The organism is uncultured Limosilactobacillus sp. (genome assembly GCF_934202705.1).
In the GTDB taxonomy this organism is placed as follows: domain Bacteria; phylum Bacillota; class Bacilli; order Lactobacillales; family Lactobacillaceae; genus Limosilactobacillus.
The window spans coordinates 148,687-168,435 of sequence record NZ_CAKPYE010000001.1 but is presented as its reverse complement, the minus strand read 5'-3'; the positions used below and the strand labels follow the sequence as shown (position 1 = coordinate 168,435).

Genomic DNA, 19,749 nt, shown 5'->3' with positions numbered 1-19,749 from the left:
ATGAAAGCCGTCGGTCTAATTGTTGAATATAATCCATTTCATAACGGCCATCAATACCATCTACAGCAAGCACGTAAGTTAACTAATGCAGATGTCGTGATTGCAGTGATGAGTGGCAATTTTACCCAACGGGGAGAACCCACCATTTTAGACAAGTGGCAACGGGCCAGTTTAGCTTTAGAAAATGGGGTTGACCTCGTAGTCGAATTACCATTAGCAAGTGCAGTCGAACCCGCTGACCGGTTTGCAGAAGGGGCATTAAAGCTGTTGGCTGATCTCCAGGTGGACAGCGTAGTGTTTGGTGCTGAGCATCCTGATTGGAATTTTGAACGAATGGTTCATTTTGAAGATCATTTTTCTACTGCCCAATTTAAACAATTTAATCAAACTTACGCCACCCAATTTAATACTCAGTTGCGTGAACAATTTGGCGTTTCGCTAGTTGATCCTAATGACATTTTGGCATTTAGTTATACAAAGGCTAAAGTTAAAAATGGCTTTAAACTTAACCTGATCCCAATTCAACGCAAGGGTAGTCAATATCATGACCATGAAATATCAGGAGAAATTGCTAGTGCCAGTGCGATTCGTCAGGCGGTTCAAGACCATAATTGGCAGTCTTTAAAACAAGTATTACCGTCCAATGGTTTAACTCAATTACATCGTTTGAAGGTGGTACCATCTTGGAACCGAATTTACCCTTTATTGCGAAATCAACTAGTTCAGGCACCAATCAGCCAATTAGCTGGGATTTATCAAATGTCAGAAGGACTAGAATATCGTCTTAAGCGAATGGCTGGTCAAAACTTAACCTTTAATGAATTTATGAAAGATGCGAAAACAAAGCGATATACTTATGCTCATTTAACGCGGCTCTTTTTGTATGTTGTGCTTCAAGCTTCTGCTAAGGAAGTGGCAAATGTTAATTTGCATCCATACCACCACGTTTTAGGATTTACCCGTCGTGGTCAACAATATTTACACGAAATTAAGAAGCAATTACGGTATCCACTCATTGTTAAGGTTGATCAGACCCGTCATGAAGGTTTGCTCAATCTCGATTATCGTGCAGGAAAGCTGTACCAAAACTTTACGCCGGTAGAGCAGGATTTAAAACGAGCCCCCCTTCGTTTAGAAGTGTCAAGTAAAAGTCGTTGACATTCATAGTTGGTCAGCGTATAATTGGGCTCGTTGCATTAGGAGGTAAGTACTATGAAATGGTCATTAAATGAATTGCATCGTTATTCAGAAGAACCACTTCATTTTAGTAGTACTTTTGATCTGAAAGCATCATTAACTAAACGCTTTCCAAATGAGATTTTGGATGCGCAGCCAATGGATGTAGATGGGTATGTGACTTATGATGGTGGCGATGCGACCGTCACAGCACATGTTAAGGGACAAATTACAGTTCCGTCATCGCGTTCATTAGAACCCGTGCAATTACCGCTCGATTTTAGCTATTCTGAAATTTATACGGTAGAAAAGAGCCATTTAAAGCGGTATGATGATCAAGAGGTTGTTTTCTTGTTGTCATATGATCATCAGCTAATTGATTTTGATGAGTCATTAATAGAAAACATCTATGAACAAATTCCAACACGGGTTTTAACTCCTGACGAGGCATCAAATGAGCAGTTACCCTTTGGGCAAGGATGGTCGTTAACGGAAGAAGTTGACGATGGTCGTCAGGAAACTAACCATGTTGATCCACGTTTCGCTAAGTTAAAAAATTTATTTCCTGATCAGGACACAGATGATTAGCGGACGGTTAAAAACCAAGTGGATAAAATTTATTATATAAGGAGGTGTCAAACATGGCTGTACCAGCACGAAAGACATCAAAGACTCGTAAGCGTAACCGTCGGGGACACATTAAGTTGACTGTTCCTGGTTTAGCACCTTGTCCAAACTGCGGTGAACTTCGCAAGTCACACATGGTTTGTCCAAACTGTGGTTTCTACAATGGTAAGGAAGTTGTTGCTAAGAACAACTAGGCTTACAATTTTTAATAAAGGCTTTTCTCTAGGCGCCGGACCTGGGAAGGCCTTTTTTTATTTTATAATTTAGAACCTTTAATGAGAAAATTATGATAAACTTAATAGTGATTTAAAGAATTATGAAGGTGAAAAAATGAGTCGGATTTTAATCATAGAAGATGAGGAAAACCTTGCCAACTTTGTAAATTTAGAATTAAAACACGAAGGCTATGAAACAGACGTTGAGCTTGATGGTCGAGCTGGGTTAGAGGCTGCCCTTAGTGAAGATTTTGATGTGATTTTATTAGATTTAATGTTACCAGAATTAAATGGTATTGAAGTGGCACGACGGGTGCGTGAAGAAAAAGATACACCAATTATCATCATGACGGCGCGGGATTCTGTTATTGATCGAGTTTCTGGACTTGATCATGGAGCTGATGATTACATTGTTAAGCCGTTTGCGATTGAAGAATTATTAGCTCGTGTACGTGCGCTACTTCGGCGAATTAGTATTGAAGATGGTAATAATAGTAGCCATCAAACGACAGTTCAGTACCAAGACTTAACAATTGAAAAAGAAAATCGAGTTGTCCGACGTGGCGATGAGGTTATTAACTTAACTAAACGCGAATATGAGTTACTGTTAATTTTAATGGAAAACATCAACGTGGTGATGTCGCGACAAGAACTTTTAAGTAAAGTTTGGGGATATGATGCGAAGGTTGAAACCAATGTAGTTGATGTTTACATTCGTTATTTACGGAATAAGATCGATCGCCCAGGAGAAAAGAGTTATATTCAAACTGTTCGAGGGACTGGCTATGTAATCCGTTCGTAGGACGGGAGGTAGCTTATGGATGATCAAGAACGAAAACCACAGAGGTTTTTTTCTCTTAAGTTGAAATGGGCGTTTGGCACGGCCATTGGCTCGCTAATCATTAGCCTAATAGTTGTGGTAACGATCTTTAGCTCTTTTACCAATGATCTACTAAACCAGGAACGAGCCTCGTTAAAACAAAGCTTGGTAACGATTAGTCGTCAACTTAAGCGTAACCCTAATCAGCACGATTTGACGCGTGCGACGGTCAGTGCAACCTTGCAAAAAAAGATTTTAGATGAGCAACAAAAATCTTACACTGATCAAATTTATCATCGACCAGTATTGCAAGGACTTAGTGATGCCGATCAAAATGTGGCAGTTTTCAACGCCCAAGGTAAATTATTATTTCAAACTGGTAAAGTTGTCCAAAAATTTCAGAAGTCTTCATCTGAACGGGTAGTTCTACAAAATTGGCACAACCATAAAATGATAGTTGGTTGGACACCGGTTCGCGATTCTAAGAATCAACGGACAATTGGTTACGTTCAAATTGAAAACCCCCTGATCAATTATTATCATCACTATCATCATTTGCTGTTAATTGTTGGATTAGCACTGTGTTTAGTCGTTATTTTTAGCGGTTTGTTAGGATATGGGCTGTCATATATTTTATTAAGACCACTGAATGATATTGGAAAGACTTTAGCAGTGGTCACTAAAGATCCAACTAAGGATGTTCGAGCTCCCGAAACTAACCGAAATGATGAATTAGGCGAATTAAGTCGTTTATTAAATGAAATGTTGGATCGTACACAACGGTATATTGATCAGCAGTCGCAATTTGTTGGCGATGTTTCCCATGAATTGCGGACACCTGTCGCAATTATTCAAGGACATATGGAAATGCTTGAACGGTGGGGAAAAGATGATCCTAAGGTTCTTGAAGACTCAATTCGAGCAGCTTTGGCGGAGACTAGTCGCATGAATAATTTAGTTCAGGAAATGTTAGATCTGTCTAGAGCTGAACAGGTGGAAATCAAATTTCGGGATGCAACGACAAAAGTTGAGGAAGTTGTTGAACAAGTTTATAACAATTTTCAGATGATTCATCCTGATTTTCAATTTACTTTAGACGATGATCTTCGTCAGGATGTGGAAGTAAGCATTTATCGAGATCATTTAGAGCAAATTTTAATTATTTTATGTGATAATGCGGTGAAATATTCTACTGATCGTAAGGAAATTCATTTGTCGTTATCACGAAATTATAATTCTGTTGAAATTGCGGTCCAGGACTTTGGCGAAGGAATTGCCCCTGAAGATGTTGAGCGAGTTTTTGACCGTTTTTATCGGGTTGATAAAGCACGTAGTCGCAAGAAAGGTGGCAATGGTTTGGGCCTTTCAATTGCTGAGCGACTTGTCAAAGGATATCGAGGGACCATCACCTTAGAAAGTCAAGTCGGTGCTGGATCGATTTTTCGCATTACGTTACCAATTGTTAAGCATGTTCATGACAACAAAGATTAGTGTAGTCTATGAATTGTGAGCGGGACAAGAACTGATTACGAATTCGATTTTGGACCCTGTTGATGTACAAAAGTCTGTATGGGAGTACAACAAATGGGCTGGAGAGTTCGGCTTTGCCGAGCACTCCAGCCCATTTGTGGACCACGTGAAGAATTTTATTTTAAATTAAAGTGCCGTTACAATGATCTACCTCATGCTGAACAATTTGGGCAGGAAAGTCACTTAAGGTCAAGCGTTGTGGTTGTCCTTGAATATCAGTAAATTTCACTGTGATCGTTTGATAACGTGTCGTTAATCGTTGGCCAGGTAAACTCAGACACCCTTCTTTGGTTTGATATGGATCATGTTGATGGATAATTTTCGGATTAAGCATCGCAATGTGAGCAGGGCCAATTGAAACTGCAATAATTTGTTTAGAGATACCAATCATATTGGCAGCGAGGCCGACGCAGTTTTGCCGATGAGCTTGTAAAGTATCGAGTAAATCGTGGGCAATCTGTAAATCCTGAGGTTTGGCAGGATCGCAAGGCTTTTGTAGAATTTTGAGATCATGAATAATTGGCTTAATCATTATAGTGAAACCTCCTTGAAAAAGGGTCTAGAACCGTTTAATACGATTCTAGGCCCTTAGTTAGTTATTTTCGATGTTGTTTACCAGCGTTGCGTCGTTTCGGTTGTGTACTAGGTTTCTTTTTTAATTGTTGGATTGTGTCTTGATGAGAAGATTTTTCTTCTGTTATGACGGATTGCGGTTGAACCGTTGGTTTTTTAACAGGACGATTTTGAACTTCTTGGGCAATTTGTTTCTTTAATCGTGGACGATAAGCATTGACCAGCCACGTTTGCAGAATTGCAAACAATCCACCAATGAAGAAATAAAGACCTAATCCAGCAGAAGAGGTCATTGAAATGAAGAAAATCATTACTGGACTCATTAACATCATCATGCGCATTTGCGCTTGTTGGTTCTTTGGCATTCCGATCATGGAGAGCCATCCTTGGAAGAGGTAGGCAACAAATGAGAGAATAGCTAATAAAATACTTGGTTTCCCTAGTGGGATTCCCATGAACGTAGCATGATAGAGATCTGGAGAATAACGAATGGCTGCATATAATGCTGCAAAAACTGGTAGTTGAATTAGCAATGGCAAACAACCAATCCCACCAGTCATACTAATGTTATTATCGCGATATAATGCCATCATTGCTTGAGTAGCTGCAGCTTGCTCTTCAGGTGTTTTAGCTGCCTTTTGCTGTCGTTGAATTTCTCGCAATTGCGGTTGAATCATTGACATTTTTTCTTGCATGAGTGTCGATTTCTTCATTTGACTCATCATTACTGGAAGTAAGATTAGTCGAACGATAATGACGATAACGATAATTGCCCAACCATAATTATCGCCCAGGTGACTAGCAAGCCACTCCATTAAATGCTGCATTGGTTTGGCAAGATACTCATAAACCATGCCATACGGTTTGCCACTCTTGGTCGTGCGCACACACCCGGAGAGCATTACTAAAGTTCCCAGTAATCCAGTCGCTAATAACCAGCGTTTTTGTTTTTTCAATCAACTCAATCCTTTATTTTAAAGTTATACAAAGGGTATCTTACCCTAAAAAAGTGGTTAATTCCAGTCTGATTACCATGATTCCTTAATGGAAAAATGATGGTCTTTGATTAAATTACCCGGTTTAATTTGGATGTTATCAACTCGGACAAATTGATTAACGCCATCACGAACAGCTTGAACAAATTTACGAACTAGCTCATGAGGACCCTGAACTACAATCAAAACAGTGCCATCCAATTGGTTTTGCACATATCCACAAACTGCTAATTCTTGAGCTAATTGGTATGTGCTCCATCGAAAACCGACTCCTTGAACTCGGCCGCTCACTATTAAATGATAATTAATCATGCGAAACGCCCCCGTTTAATTAATGGTATAATTGCGTTACTAAAATGAGGTGAAAGTAAATGAAAGAACAAATTACGTCTGTTCATAATCAGCATGTTAAAGATTGGCGAAAATTGCAAACTCGCAGAGGTCGTAAAAAATTTGGCCAATATTTACTAGACGGCTGGCATCTGGTTCAGGAAGCAAGCCAAAGTAACCAACAGTTAGTTGCCTTAATTGGCACTGCTGATGAATTAACTCAACATGAGGATATTGTAGCACGATTTCAAAATGTGTATGAGGTGACTTCGGAGGTCATTAAGCACATCACTGAAACCAGTAGCCCCCAAGGAATTGTGGCGGTGGCAAAATTGCCTAATGTTCGTGAAGTTCCAGATGCAAAGCAGGGGGCATGGCTGTTATTGGATCGGGTTCAGGATCCTGGTAATGTTGGAACAATGGTCCGGACGGCAGATGCTGCCGGATTTGCGGGGGTGGTTGCCAGCAATCGAACAGCAGACTTTTTTAATCCGAAAGTTGTCCGTTCCATGCAAGGGAGTCAATTTCATCTTCGCTTGGTAGTTACGGATTTAAAACGGTGGATTAATGATTTTAAAGATGCACAACATCCGGTTTTCGGTACTCAACTTAACCCCCAAGCAAAAAATTTTCGTGAAGTTCAGCCTGGTAATGACTTTGCTTTAGTGATGGGCAATGAAGGTCAAGGAATGGCGGCGGAGTTATTGTCTCAAACGACTACCAATTTATATATACCAATGCGTGGCAATGCAGAATCACTCAACGTCGCGGTGTCAGCTGGAATTCTTATGTTTCAGTTAAATCGGGAGAAGTAGGCTTATAAAAAGTAAGTTTAATATTCCTTTTTACGATAAAATCGTGTAAAATATGGATAATAATTAATAAAGGAGAACTGATCTCAATGAGAACATCTGATGAGTGGAAAAATGATGCGCAGTATGTTGCGATTGTTCAAGATTTATTAGCTCAACCAGCAGTTCAGAAGTTAGCAAATTATACTCAACACCATCATTCAAACCGCCTTCGTCATTCCATTGCAGTTTCTTACGATAGTTATCGGATTGCCAAACGAATGCATCTTGATTATCGGAGCACAGCGCGTGCTGGGTTACTGCACGATTTATTCTACTATGATTGGCGAACTACGAAGTTTGACTTGGGGTCACATGCTTTTATTCATCCCCGGGTGGCTTTGAGAAATGCGGAAAAAATCACCAATTTGAATGACAAAGAACGGGATATCATTTTGAAACATATGTTTGGGGCTACTTTGGCACTGCCTAAATACATGGAAAGTTTAATTGTTTCATTAGTTGATGATTACGAAGCTGAACATGAATTCTTTAGCCCGCTTCGGATGCGAGTTGAAGCTCGCTGGCATAAGCGTTCATATAAAAAGTTCTCATAAATTTAATGCTGATTAAAAGGAGGCCAAATTATGGAGCATTCTAATGGTCAACAGGATGATTTCTGTCTTTGTCCTCGTTTCGAACATACCTTTACAATTTTAGGGAAAAAGTGGAACGGGTTGATTATCGAAGTGCTATTAAATGAACATACACAGCGCTTTAAAGATTTAGCGGCGCATGTTGACAAATGTAGCGATCGCGTCCTGGTAGAACGTCTCAAAGAACTTGAAGATGAAGAGATAGTTCAAAGAAATACGTTTCCAGGAGAAAGCCGGATTGAATATTCATTAACGGAGCGAGGACGTGAGCTGGCTCCGGTAATGAGTGCAGTGCATGTATGGAGTGATAAGTGGTGTGATTAACTCTTGACGTTCTTGAGGGGATTAGTTTACAATAAAGCCAACTTTTAGAAACAGCAACGATGGAAACTAGTAGTCTGGTAAATCTAACAGGGAGAAACGATTCATAAACTGGAAGTCGTTTTTAGGTTTTACGATGAATTTCACTTCCAGAGCTGGTATGTTTGTATCCGGTTGATAGCCGTTATCTAATCACGAAAGTGTATGGTTACAATAACCGTAAACTAGGGTGGTACCGCGATAGCCTCGTCCCTTGTTGGGACGAGGCTTTTTAATTTTTAAGGAGGATCATATGGGATTAAAAGAGAAGCTTGAAGAATTACGTCAGCAAGGTGCTGATGCAATTCAAAATAGTTCGAATTTAGATGCAATTAATCAAATTCGAGTAAAATTTTTAGGAAAGAAAGGCCCGATTACAAATGTTTTGCGGGGCATGAAAGACTTAAGTGCTGAGGAGCGGCCAAAAGTTGGTAAATATGCTAATCAAGTACGTGATGACTTACAAAAATTGCTCGAAGAACGACGAACAGTACTAGAAGAGCAATTGATGAACGCGCGACTTGCTAAGGAAAGTCTAGATGTGACGTTACCAGGAACTCCGGTTGCACAAGGACAACCACATGTCATTCAGCAGGTAATTGATCAGTTAGTAGACCTGTTTACTGATATGGGGTATGAAGTTGCTGTCGGTGATGAGGTTGAACAAGAGGTTTATAACTTTGAAAAATTAAACTTGCCGAAGGATCACCCCGCACGGGATATGCAAGATACTTTCTATGTCACCCCGTCTGTTTTGATGCGGACACAGACATCACCAATGCAAGCACGGATGCTTGAAAAACATGACTTTAGCAAGGGACCCTTAAAGATGATCTCACCAGGTAAGGTTTACCGGCGAGATACTGATGACGCAACGCACAGTCATCAGTTCCACCAGGTTGAAGGCATGGTTGTTGGTAAGCATGTAACAATGGCCGATTTAAAAGGAACACTGGAAGTCGTAGCCCAGCACCTCTTTGGTGATCAACTGAAAGTACGGTTACGACCAAGCTACTTCCCATTTACCGAACCGTCAGTCGAAGCGGACATCACTTGTTTTAACTGTCTCGGCAAAGGTTGTGCAATTTGCAAGAATACGGGTTGGATTGAAGTACTAGGAGCCGGAATGGTTCACCCGAATGTTTTAAAAATGTCCGGAGTTGATCCAGAAGAGTACGGTGGCTTTGCCTTTGGGTTAGGACCTGATCGGTTTGCAATGTTGAAGTACGGTGTAGAAGACATTCGTGATTTCTACCAAAATGATGTGCGATTCTTGACCCAATTTGATCAGAAAGGATAGTGGATTATGAAAGTATCATACCAATGGTTAAATAAATACTTACCACTTGAGCAAAACAAAATTAAGCCGGCAGCATTAGCTGAAAAACTGGCTCGGACCTCAGTAGACATTAATTCGGTAAGTTCTCCAAGTGATGGTTTAAAGAAAATCATTGTTGGTTATGTTGAAGAATGTGTTCCTCATCCTGATTCAGACCACATGTCCGTCTGCCAAGTTAAGATTAGCGATGATGAGACAATTCAGATTGTTTGTGGGGCACCCAATGTTCAAGCAGGTAAGAAGGTAATTGTGGCACTGCATGGAGCGCGAATTGCTGATAACGTTAAAATTAAACGTGGAAAAATTCGTGGCCAAGAATCCGATGGGATGCTTTGCGCTTTGCAAGAAATTGGCTTTAGTGAAAAAGTTGCGCCAAAAGACTATGAAGCGGGCATTTGGTTCTTACCGGATGACGCTAAAGTTGGTGATTCCGTTTTTCCATATTTGGGGATGGACGATACAATTGTCGATACCGATGTAACGCCTAACCGTGGCGATATGCTTAGTATTTATGGGAATGTCAATGATTTAGCGGCCATTTATGATTTGCCAAATGGTTTTCAGTGTCATCCCGTCACCGAAAACAGTAACGAGCGGACGGCGGAGCTAGTTTCTGCTAAGGTGGCTGATGATCAGTTGGCACCAGTTTACAAACTTCGGGTAATTAAGAACGTTAAAGTTACTGAAAGTCCGCTCTGGCTTCAAATTCGCTTATGGAATTCTGGAATTCGACCAATTAATAATGTTGTTGATGTTACTAATTATATTCTATTAAAGTATGGGCAGCCGTTACATAGTTTTGATTATGATAAGTTACCGAGTCATGAGATTATGGTTCGTCATGCTCATGATGGTGAAAAAATAACAACATTAGATGGCGAAGAACAAGTACTTCAAGCGCAAGATATAGTAGTGACAGCTGATGATCAACCAGTTGCTTTGGCCGGTACTATGGGCGGTGAGAGTACCAAGGTTGATGCTCAGACCCAAAATGTGGTTTTAGAATCAGCAATTTTTAACCCAGTAATGGTTCGCAAACAAGCACGTCGTTTGGATCTCCATAGTGAATCTTCAATGCGGTTTGAACGAGGTATTAATCCAGAAACCGTTGAACAAGCTTTGGATGAAGCGGCATATTGGTTACAAAAGTTGGCTAGTGGTCAAGTGACGCAGGGCATCGTTGTTGGTCATGAGCATGAGTACCCAGTTCAAGAGATTGAACTATCATTACACAAGATTAACCAAGTCCTTGGTATCAACATTGATATGGACGAAGTTGCTGCAATTTTTACGCGGTTGGCGTTTAAGACTGTTCAAAAGAGTGAAGATGCCATCATTGTGACGGTGCCAGCCCGGCGGTGGGATATCAGTTTACCAGCAGACCTCTACGAGGAAATTGCTCGTCTATATGGGTATGATAATATTCCATCAACGTTACCAGTCATGACTAGAAACTTGGGTGGCTTGACTGAACGGCAGAGAAAGTTACGTGCTAGTCGACACGTCTTAGAAGGAATGGGCTTGAATCAAGCCATTAGTTATTCGTTAACAACTGTTGAAAAAGCTAAGCAATTTGAAATCGAGCCAAGTGAGACTGATCCAATGAAACTCGATTATCCAATGAGTTCTGATCACGTGGCAACGCGGATGAATATTATTTCTGGGTTGCTTAATGATTTGGCATACAATGCAGCTCGGAAGGTAACTAACGTCGCATTGTATGAACAAGGCCGGGTCTTTATTCCGAAGGGCGGTGAACGACCAGAGGAACAAGAACACGTTGCTGGAGCGGTTACTGGTAGCTTGATTGCCGATGGTTGGCACGTTAAGGCGCAACCAGTCGATTTCTATCAGCTAAAGGGAATTGTTGAACAATATCTTAAGAACTTAGCAGTAGCGGGCACAATTACTTTTGTGGCGGATCATAGTCGGCCAGAGATGCATCCGGGACGGACTGCTAATATTTTACTGGATGACCACGTGATTGGATTTATTGGGCAGGTTCACCCGAATGTAACAAAGGAATATAAAATTGCGTCGACCTACGTCTTTGAAATTAACTTGGAAGATGTTTTAGCAGCTGATGTTCTGGACAAACACTATCAACACATTAGTAAATATCCGGAAATCACCCGTGATATTGCATTATTGGTAGATGATAACATTACAAATGACGATGTTTTAGCAATCATTAATCGACGTGGCGGGGCTTTCTTGAAGCATGTTCATCTGTTTGATGTTTATACTGGTGTGCACTTACCAAATGGTAAGAAGTCGCTGGCTTATACGTTGACTTATCAAGATGATAATGGGACACTTAAGGAAGAAACAGTTAACGAAGCGTTTAATAAGATTGAAAAGCATTTGACTGAAGAATTAGGTGCAGAAATTCGTTAGTTAGTTGATCTTTATCAATAGCAAGAGACTGAAAAAGTATCTTTTCAGTCTCTTGCTTTTAGTGTTAAAAGTGAAAGGAAGGGCCAGTGGAATGCATCAATTTTCTAGCAAGCAAATCCGTAAGCAAAACTATCTTGCATTAGTCATTCTCGGCGTTTTTTGCGCCATCGGTCTTTGTATTCACAGTTATTTTAATTATTCACTGACGCCTGTTGACAAGGATCCTCAACGTTCAGTACGAATCATAATTCCACGTAATAGTACCGATCAACAAGTAAGTAAGATTTTAAAACAACAAGATTTAGTCCGAAGTCAGTACGTTTTTTATTATTATTTGCAAACTCACAAAACTAATGGGGTTAAAGCGGGCACTTTTGAATTAAAGAAATCCCAATCGGTTCCTGAAATTACGACTCAATTACAAGAAAATCGACATGCAAAAAAATATTAATGGGATGGAGGAACAACGATGACAGAAAAAAGACCAATTATCATTGGAGTAACGGGTGGTTCCGGAAGTGGTAAGACCACCGTTGCGCACGCGATTTTTGATCAGTTACACGGTAAGTCAATTCAAATTATTACTCAAGATACCTATTACAATGATCAAAGTGATATGACGATGGCGGAACGAAAAGCGGTTAACTATGATCATCCATTAGCCTTTGATACCGATTTACTAGTTCGTCAATTAGACCAACTGCGCCATAATCAAGCAGTTGAAATGCCGGTTTACGATTATGAGCAATATACCCGGACCAATAGGACTATCCATGTTGAACCGCAAGATGTCATTATCTTAGAAGGGATTCTAATTTTGGATGATGAACGGTTACGGAATTTAATGGACATTAAGGTCTTTGTCGATACCGATAGTGATTTACGAATTATTCGACGGATTAAGCGGGATATGCAAGAACGCGGACGTTCATTAGATTCGGTAATTACTCAGTACTTAAAAACGGTTAAACCGATGTATCATCAATTTATTGAACCTACGAAACGGTATGCTGATATCATTGTTCCTGAAGGTGGACAAAATCAGGTTGCCATTGACTTATTGGCGACCAAAGTCCGCGACGTTTTAGTTAAACGTGGTCACCAAGTTTAATCAATTTAAACTCAGCAGTTGAAAAAATGATGATGAAATGGTAATGTTGCAATTGGTATTTTTAAATAAAGGGGAATCTTAAATTTATGGCGGATGAAAAAACATTTCCGATGACTGCGGAAGGTAAAGAAAAGCTTGAAAAAGAACTTGAAGATTTGCGCCTCAAGCGCCGACCGGAAGTTATCAAACGAATTAAAATTGCGCGTAGCTATGGTGACCTTTCTGAAAATTCCGAGTATGAATCAGCAAAGGATGAACAAGCATTTGTTGAAGGACGAATTAGTCAGATTGAAAACATGCTACAATATGCTGTTATCATTGATAATGATGATGTTGCAGCTGACGAAGTTTCGATGGGGCGGAGTGTTACATTCAAGGAATTGCCAGATGAAGAGCCTGAAACCTACACAATTGTTGGTGAATCTGAATCTGACCCACTCTCTGGTAAGATCTCTAATGAGTCACCAATGGCAAAAGGATTGTTAGGCCATAAAGTTGGCGAAAAAGTTGATATTGAAATTCCAAGTGGTGTAATGCACGTTGAAATTTTAGATGTTAAATAATTGAAGGGTGTAAGTGAGGGTAACAGTAGTGTTATCGCTCACTATTTTTGTATAGGACAGATTAAAAATGACTTTTTATAATTTGACATATTTAGAAACCCACCAGCAGGCAAACACCATTTTTAGTTATAGTCTGATGATTATATTTGCTGGATTGATATTGGTAATGCTAGTTCAATATGTTCGTCACCGTTTAGAAACTAAATATCGAGATTTAGGGATTATTTTCTCATTGATATTGTTGATTATTATTGGTCTTCAATATACCAAATTAGAATCACTCAACACAGAAAAATCGCAGTCTTCATTAATGATTCCTTTCGTGAAGGCGGTTGCAAAGGATCATCATGTGCAAACAAAAGACGTCGTGGTTAATTCAACGACTTTAACGGACGGGATTATTGTTCGAATTAAAGATGATGACTACCGTGTCAACTTAAGTTCAGATGGTAACAATTATACTTTGACGCGTGCCCATGTCATTGATCACCGGGTTATGATTAAAAATCACTAAGGAGGATTTAAATGGATAATACATATTTATTAATTACCTTGAAATTCGCTTTAGGGATGCTTTGCTTAATTTTACAAATCAACCTTTTAGGAAAGGGCAATCTTGCCCCTACCTCAGCGTTAGATCAAGTTCAAAATTATATTCTTGGGGCAATTATTGGTGGAATCATTTACAATAATGACATTAGTATTATTGAATTTATTTTGGTGCTTTTAATTTGGACAGTGATTGTGCTAATTCTACGTTATGTGAAGGAACATAATCGGTGGGTCAGAATTGCAATTGACGGTCAGCCACAGTTATTAATTAAAAACGGTCAGGTATTAGTTGATAATTGTATTCGCTCAGGAATGAGTGCGAATGATCTAATGTTTCGCTTGCGAAGTCAGGGAATTTATGAAGTTGCGAAAGTTAAAAGTGGTATTTTAGAGCAAAATGGCCAATTGGTAGTTATCGAAAATAATGATCATGATGTCAAATTCCCGTTAATTAGTGATGGACAATTAAATACCGATATTCTTGAACTAATCCATCATGATGAAAGCTGGGTTCAGCAAAAAATTTCTGCTGCCGGTTATCCAGGATTGAATGATATTTATCTTGGCGAGTATCTTCATGGTGAGTTACGCTTAGTTGGTTATCCGCAGCGCTAACCAAAAAAGATGTGTAAATTTAAGCGGGCCCTCATCATCCGGTTTTTCCGGATTTTGAGGACCCGCTTGTACTACATGATGCTATTTTCTGCGGTACCATTCCCATCCGCAACAGATGAGCAAAGTGATACTACTGATAATTGCGCCGCAAATGAGGAATGGGGGAATGTATGTCATTGTAATCTGATGGGTTCCCTTAGTTATTGGGATTCCCATAAAGGTACCGATGACTTTCAGTGGAGTGACAGAGTGATGATCAACCTTTATATGCCATCCATTAGCATAAGGAATGGTGGTCATTAAAAACTGATGGTGGCGCCGGACGGTCACGGTTCCTTTAATTTGATTAGCTCGAGAACTTGTCACATGGAGTCCGGAACTCTGGAGGATTTTGGAAGATTGTTTAAATAAATGGTCATTTAATTGGTAAAGACTGACATTTTGCATCCATAAAGCCTGCTTTTTAAGGATAAATTGAATGCTAACTGGCTTGCCTTTCTGATGGTGAGCAACATTGATCACAATTGTGTTATGGTAGGTTGGATATTGGTCTAATGATCGACCATTGAGTTTAATTGTTGCAGCATTTTTTACACTTGGTCCTAAAGTCAGGTAATAAGAACTATTGGTTTGTGGTATGAAGTGAAGGGTCACACTAGCTTTTTGAAGCTCGTTGCCACGGGTGAAGGTTGTACCAGTAATTTGTTTGGCAGTCTGCACATTTTGGAACGTCACATTATCGAAGTTTTGAACGTTAAAGAGCTGTTTGGAAACTGTTTGACCCGCTAATAATTGATAAATTTGTGATTGGTAATTCAAAGGATCTAATGATCCGTCATGAAATTTAAGGACCTGATTGCTAGCTGCAAACGCAATTGGTAACGTATTTTTGTTTTGCTTAATGTTTACTAAAGTTGTTTGATGTCGGTTAACTAGACGGTTCCAGTCCATCCGGGTGCTAGTAATTGGTAACACTTGTTGGCCATCTTGCTGACCATGATTGCGAGCAGCGAGGAGGTATTTAAATCCTAATAATGAATCGGTAACTTGGGTACCATTCGAGTAAGTTATAAAACCATCACCAGCTGGTTGACCAATGGCTCCCATAAATGTTGCGATTGACGGCTCTAAAGTTGAACTAAAATGTTCTCCGCCATAGTAATCACTTTGAAATGGATCATCCTTGGTTCGCATAAAATTTTTAGCAATCCGATAAAATGAATGATCATGTGTTTTAGTCTGTTGAATGGATTGATTCATAGCAACCGTGTAATTACCAAATTCTGGTTGTGAAACGTATGAAAGATGGTTCAGCGACACGGCAACATTGGTTGTCACATCGATAAGAATTAACATAATAAATAGCAAGTCAACCATCGGGGCTGACTGCTGACGGTCAATCATCAGTAAGCAGATACTAATGAGTGCAAAGCACAAACCGATAGCAATCTGCATTGAACTAATGTATGAAAAGCGAGACTGGTTGAACCATAAGTAGGACGCAATGCTGATAACTAGCAGTGCAAGTCCACTGGCTACTAACCAGTGAATTTTTAAGTCTGGTTTTAAGGTCGCTGCTGCCAAGTAAAGAAGCCAAAAACTAAAAACAAATGAGAATCGTGATGGATACCAAACTGGAAATTGGCCGAGGTGCCATAGCAGATCCAATGGCTGAAAGCAGAAGGAAAGTACTAAGAAACTTGTGATGACCAATGCCGTAACTTTCGCTGGCCAATGGTCACGACCATAAATAAAATATAAAAGGGCCCCAATTGTTAATAACATACCAACGTAAATGTTTGGTTGACCAGATGGCATCTGGCTAAAATTAAAGGAACCAGGTACCAATTTAGCAAGAATTTTAAGTGGTTGGTATTCAAAAGTCCACTTAATTTTTTGCTCTGTATAGGTTCCTTTGCTTTGGGTGAGAGCATAAATTGTGGGGAGAAGAACAAAGCAGCTAAGTAACCCGCTAATTAAGGAGAACTTAATGAAGCGAAGAATGGTTCGACCGAGAGTGGCCCAATTATTGAATTGACGAGTAATTTGCCAAATAAAAAATAAAAGGGTGAAGATGGCGACCATCCACGCCATGTAATAATTATCAATAATCGTAACGGTTAACCAACAGACAAATTGCCAGGGACTTTGCCCGTTGATGAGGCGCAGGAGTCCATCAATAACGAGTGGCAATAAAAATAGTACATCTAACCACAGGATGTTTAGTTGATTTGCAATCATCCACCCCATCAGAGCATAAGCAGTGGAAAATGCCCAACTTCTGGGTGCACACTGTAAATGATGACGTTGAAGCAACCAACAAAAACTAAGACCTGCGAGACCATATTTAATCAATACCAAGAATAGAATCCCCGACGAGAGCCACTTTCCTGGGAAAAATAGTATTAGAAAATTGAGTGGGCTAAAGAGGTAGTAAGCACTGGTACCAAACATTTCGCCACCCAGGCCTTTTGAAAAGGAGTAGAATAAGCTGAATGGATGGTGAAGAATAATGTTGCGGAAAAAAGCAAAAAAGTCCACATATTGCTGACCAAGATCAACAGTTAAGATGGAACTTTGGCCAAATGGGGCCATCTGCCGATATGCAAAGTAGCTTCCCATAATGATGATTGGCAGGAAGAATGCCGTTAGGTATGTTAAGTTAATTCGCCAATGTTTTTTAAACAAGTTAATCACCTCAAATAAACTAGCTTGTATTATATAACAGTCAATAATTTCAAGCAGTGCTGAACCTCAAGGTTTTAAATTTAATTAAATCACTCATAAAGTGATCACTTTTCTTTAAAAAGGGAGTATCATTAACACCGTTGCTTTAATAAAGAATAATTCTGGTTATGAACTTGAATGACAAGAGATAACCTTTAAAATAAGTAATATTAAGAGTTTTCTAATGATTAAGGAGAATGTCAAGTGAATTTTTTGAATCGCTTTAAAGGACTTTTTAAATTTCGTTCGCGATCACGAAATAAAACGGCCCAATCAGCAATTCCATTTCGACTAACTTTTTTATTATGGATTGTCGGGGTGCTATTACTCGCCCTTGCCGTACGTCTTTTTTATTTACAGGTATTAAATGGTGCTTCTTACAAAGCAGAAGTTAAGCGCTCGGATACTACTACACAAACCAATAATGTACAACGTGGAATGATTTATGACGCTACTGGGAAAGTGATGGTCGGAAACCAAGCGACGCAGGCGATTACATATACTAAAGGGCAAAACGTTAGCAGTGATGATCTTTATAAGATTGCTAATCGGCTTGGTAATTATCTATCGGTGCCAACGAAGCGATTAACGACGCGTAATCAGCAAGATTATTATTTGGCAGATAATCATCATCTGAAGACAGTTTTAAAGTTAGCAAAAAGTAGCGATAGTTCTAACCAATATGATGATGCAATTGAATATTTAAATAATCACCCCCACTATTTCAAACTGACAAAAGAGCAGAAAAATAAGGCGATGATTTATGGAACTATGAGTGGGGCGTATTCACTGTCCACTACTTATATCAAGTCCAAAAATGTTTCACCAAAAGAATTAGCCGAGGTGAGTGAGCATTTGAGTGAAATGCCAGGGGTGAAGGTCGGAACCGCGTGGTCACGAAATTACCCGTCTGGAAAAGACGTTAAGAGCCTTGCCGGGACAGTTTCCACAACTGGGTTACCAAGTGATGAGGTTAATAGCTTGCTTTCACAAGGCTATTCGCGTAATGATAACGTTGGTCAAAGCTACCTCGAAAAGCAGTATCAAGCAACCCTTGCTGGTTCAAAATCACAAACGCAAGTGACGACTAGTGGACATAACGTCACCAAAACCAAAGTTACCTATCCAGGAAAAAAAGGTGACAACCTAGTTCTAACAGTTAATGCGAAGTTTCAAAATGAAGTTCAAAAAATTCTGAAGAGTAGTTTTCCGGCTGGTGGTAATTCCACCGGTGTTTACGCGGTAGTTATGAATCCATACACTGGTGCGATTTATGCAATGGGCGGAATCGACCGTGATCCATCAACTGGTAAGATGACTGATGATCAAATTGGGGCAATTAACCATCCGATTACAATGGGGTCAGTGGTTAAGCCAGCTACCATTATGGGTGGTTTAATGGAAAAAGTGATTACGCCAGAAAACAATACATTCACCGATACGCCAATCAAGGTGGCTGGGACCTCAGTTAAGAGTTCATGGTTTAATAAGTCAGGTTCAGCTAGTATGTCGCTAACGGCTCCGGAAGCACTTGAAGTGTCATCCAATTCATATATGATGCAGATTGCAATGAAGGAAGGCGGCATGAATTACCATAGCGGTACACAATTAACGCTTAAGCCAAGTATTTTCCAAAAAATGCGGTATTATTACAATATGTTCGGTCTAGGTCAAAAGACGGGAATTGACCTTCCGGGAGAAGTTTCTGGATATCAAGGACCATCTAAAAAGAAAAACATCGGTTCTGCTCTTGACTTATCATATGGAAACTATGATGGTTACACAACCATTCAATTAGCTCAGTACATGTCAACAATTGCCAATGGTGGTTACCGGATGAAGCCTTACATTGTGAAGGAGATTCGCGGTACGAAAGCGAATGGGCAATTAGGTAATATTACCTATACAGCACAACCGCAAGTTCAACAGGTGATTCCAGCACCAAAGTCATACTTTGATTTAGTACGGCGAGGCTTGTATTTAGTTACTCATGGGACTAACTCCTACACGACGGCTAAGTCGCTAAGTAGTGTTAAGCCATCAATTTCAGCTAAGACAGGGACGGCTGAAACGTTCTATAAGAAACAGAGTACTGAAACTCTGAGTTTTGCCGGTTATGCACCATCTGATAAGCCACAAGTAGTTGTGGCGCTTGCCATTGCGAATGCTTCTGGCGGTGAAAATAACCTCACGATGGCTAAGCAGATTTTTCAAGCATATTGGAAAACGGTTCAAAGTGATAAGTCGGCCCAATAAAGTGTCAAGGAAAAAACCTTAACAAACTTTGGCAAAAACCTGGTCAAACTTATGAATTAATGATATAGTTGTACGAGTTAGGGTTACGTATTAGATAACGTATTCTCGTTAAAAAT

General features: G+C 39.8%; 20 protein-coding genes. 16 read left to right on the top strand and 4 right to left on the bottom strand.

Annotated elements, in window-relative coordinates:
* From Q0C76_RS00790 to Q0C76_RS00770, 5 genes are all read left to right on the top strand, one after another.
* Complete coding sequence (locus tag Q0C76_RS00790; RefSeq protein ID WP_295728416.1) at positions 1 to 1,158, top strand: nucleotidyltransferase; 1,158 nt, start codon at positions 1 to 3, stop codon at positions 1,156 to 1,158.
* Between the two features lie 54 nt (positions 1,159 to 1,212).
* Entirely contained in the window at positions 1,213 to 1,764 is a 552-nt protein-coding gene (locus tag Q0C76_RS00785; RefSeq protein ID WP_295728413.1) for a DUF177 domain-containing protein, read from the top strand.
* A 53-nt stretch (positions 1,765 to 1,817) separates the two neighbouring features.
* Complete coding sequence (gene rpmF / locus Q0C76_RS00780; RefSeq protein WP_295728410.1) at positions 1,818 to 1,997, top strand: 50S ribosomal protein L32; 180 nt, start codon at positions 1,818 to 1,820, stop codon at positions 1,995 to 1,997.
* Positions 1,998 to 2,133: 136 nt separating this feature from the next.
* The gene (locus Q0C76_RS00775; RefSeq protein WP_295728407.1) at positions 2,134 to 2,820 is read left to right on the top strand and encodes a response regulator transcription factor; all 687 of its coding nucleotides are present in this window, start codon (positions 2,134 to 2,136) and stop codon (positions 2,818 to 2,820) included.
* A gap of 15 nt (positions 2,821 to 2,835) precedes the next feature.
* Entirely contained in the window at positions 2,836 to 4,329 is a 1,494-nt protein-coding gene (locus Q0C76_RS00770; RefSeq protein ID WP_295728404.1) for a HAMP domain-containing histidine kinase, read from the top strand.
* Positions 4,330 to 4,489: 160 nt separating this feature from the next.
* On the opposite strand, the gene Q0C76_RS00765 is transcribed toward Q0C76_RS00770, so the two are convergent.
* The 3 genes from Q0C76_RS00765 to Q0C76_RS00755 form a co-directional block, all read right to left on the bottom strand.
* A complete protein-coding gene (locus Q0C76_RS00765) occupies positions 4,490 to 4,900 on the bottom strand; it encodes a peptide deformylase (RefSeq protein WP_295728401.1) in 411 nt (136 codons plus the stop codon).
* 64 nt (positions 4,901 to 4,964) lie between these two features.
* Positions 4,965 to 5,843: a membrane protein insertase YidC gene (gene yidC / locus Q0C76_RS00760; RefSeq protein ID WP_295728679.1), complete on the bottom strand. Its 879-nt coding sequence runs from the start codon at positions 5,841 to 5,843 to the stop codon at positions 4,965 to 4,967.
* Between the two features lie 126 nt (positions 5,844 to 5,969).
* Positions 5,970 to 6,248 (bottom strand): acylphosphatase, encoded by a 279-nt coding sequence (locus Q0C76_RS00755; RefSeq protein ID WP_295728398.1) that lies wholly within the window; start codon positions 6,246 to 6,248, stop codon positions 5,970 to 5,972.
* A gap of 59 nt (positions 6,249 to 6,307) precedes the next feature.
* On the opposite strand from Q0C76_RS00755, the gene Q0C76_RS00750 reads away from it, so the two are divergent.
* The 10 genes from Q0C76_RS00750 to Q0C76_RS00705 all read left to right on the top strand — a co-directional run bounded on the left by Q0C76_RS00750 (position 6,308) and on the right by Q0C76_RS00705 (position 14,650).
* The gene (locus Q0C76_RS00750) at positions 6,308 to 7,081 is read left to right on the top strand and encodes an RNA methyltransferase (protein ID WP_295728395.1); all 774 of its coding nucleotides are present in this window, start codon (positions 6,308 to 6,310) and stop codon (positions 7,079 to 7,081) included.
* Positions 7,082 to 7,167: 86 nt separating this feature from the next.
* Positions 7,168 to 7,674, top strand: a complete 507-nt coding sequence (locus tag Q0C76_RS00745; RefSeq protein WP_295728392.1) for an HD domain-containing protein — start codon at positions 7,168 to 7,170, stop codon at positions 7,672 to 7,674.
* Positions 7,675 to 7,704: 30 nt separating this feature from the next.
* On the top strand, positions 7,705 to 8,037 hold the full coding sequence (locus tag Q0C76_RS00740; RefSeq protein ID WP_295728389.1) for a helix-turn-helix domain-containing protein: 333 nt from the start codon (positions 7,705 to 7,707) through the stop codon (positions 8,035 to 8,037).
* 289 nt (positions 8,038 to 8,326) lie between these two features.
* Positions 8,327 to 9,373: a phenylalanine--tRNA ligase subunit alpha gene (gene pheS / locus Q0C76_RS00735; RefSeq protein WP_295728387.1), complete on the top strand. Its 1,047-nt coding sequence runs from the start codon at positions 8,327 to 8,329 to the stop codon at positions 9,371 to 9,373.
* Positions 9,374 to 9,379: 6 nt separating this feature from the next.
* A complete protein-coding gene (gene pheT, locus Q0C76_RS00730; RefSeq protein WP_295728385.1) occupies positions 9,380 to 11,809 on the top strand; it encodes a phenylalanine--tRNA ligase subunit beta in 2,430 nt (809 codons plus the stop codon).
* A 91-nt stretch (positions 11,810 to 11,900) separates the two neighbouring features.
* Positions 11,901 to 12,260, top strand: coding sequence for an endolytic transglycosylase MltG (locus Q0C76_RS00725; RefSeq protein ID WP_295728383.1), 360 nt, complete (start codon positions 11,901 to 11,903; stop codon positions 12,258 to 12,260).
* 18 nt (positions 12,261 to 12,278) lie between these two features.
* Positions 12,279 to 12,920, top strand: coding sequence for a uridine kinase (gene udk / locus Q0C76_RS00720; RefSeq protein ID WP_295728380.1), 642 nt, complete (start codon positions 12,279 to 12,281; stop codon positions 12,918 to 12,920).
* An 86-nt stretch (positions 12,921 to 13,006) separates the two neighbouring features.
* Complete coding sequence (gene greA, locus Q0C76_RS00715) at positions 13,007 to 13,483, top strand: transcription elongation factor GreA (RefSeq protein WP_295728378.1); 477 nt, start codon at positions 13,007 to 13,009, stop codon at positions 13,481 to 13,483.
* Between the two features lie 67 nt (positions 13,484 to 13,550).
* On the top strand, positions 13,551 to 13,997 hold the full coding sequence (locus tag Q0C76_RS00710) for a DUF3290 domain-containing protein (protein WP_295728376.1): 447 nt from the start codon (positions 13,551 to 13,553) through the stop codon (positions 13,995 to 13,997).
* Positions 13,998 to 14,008: 11 nt separating this feature from the next.
* The gene (locus tag Q0C76_RS00705) at positions 14,009 to 14,650 is read left to right on the top strand and encodes a DUF421 domain-containing protein (RefSeq protein WP_295728374.1); all 642 of its coding nucleotides are present in this window, start codon (positions 14,009 to 14,011) and stop codon (positions 14,648 to 14,650) included.
* An 81-nt stretch (positions 14,651 to 14,731) separates the two neighbouring features.
* Here Q0C76_RS00705 and Q0C76_RS00700 read toward each other — a convergent pair whose 3' ends face one another.
* Positions 14,732 to 17,344 carry a YfhO family protein gene (locus tag Q0C76_RS00700; protein ID WP_295728677.1) on the bottom strand — a complete coding sequence of 871 codons (2,613 nt, stop codon included), beginning with the start codon at positions 17,342 to 17,344 and terminating at the stop codon, positions 14,732 to 14,734.
* A 237-nt stretch (positions 17,345 to 17,581) separates the two neighbouring features.
* Between Q0C76_RS00700 and Q0C76_RS00695 the strand changes: the two genes are divergently transcribed.
* Positions 17,582 to 19,633 carry a penicillin-binding protein 2 gene (locus Q0C76_RS00695; protein WP_295728372.1) on the top strand — a complete coding sequence of 684 codons (2,052 nt, stop codon included), beginning with the start codon at positions 17,582 to 17,584 and terminating at the stop codon, positions 19,631 to 19,633.
* Positions 19,634 to 19,749 lie beyond the last annotated feature (116 nt).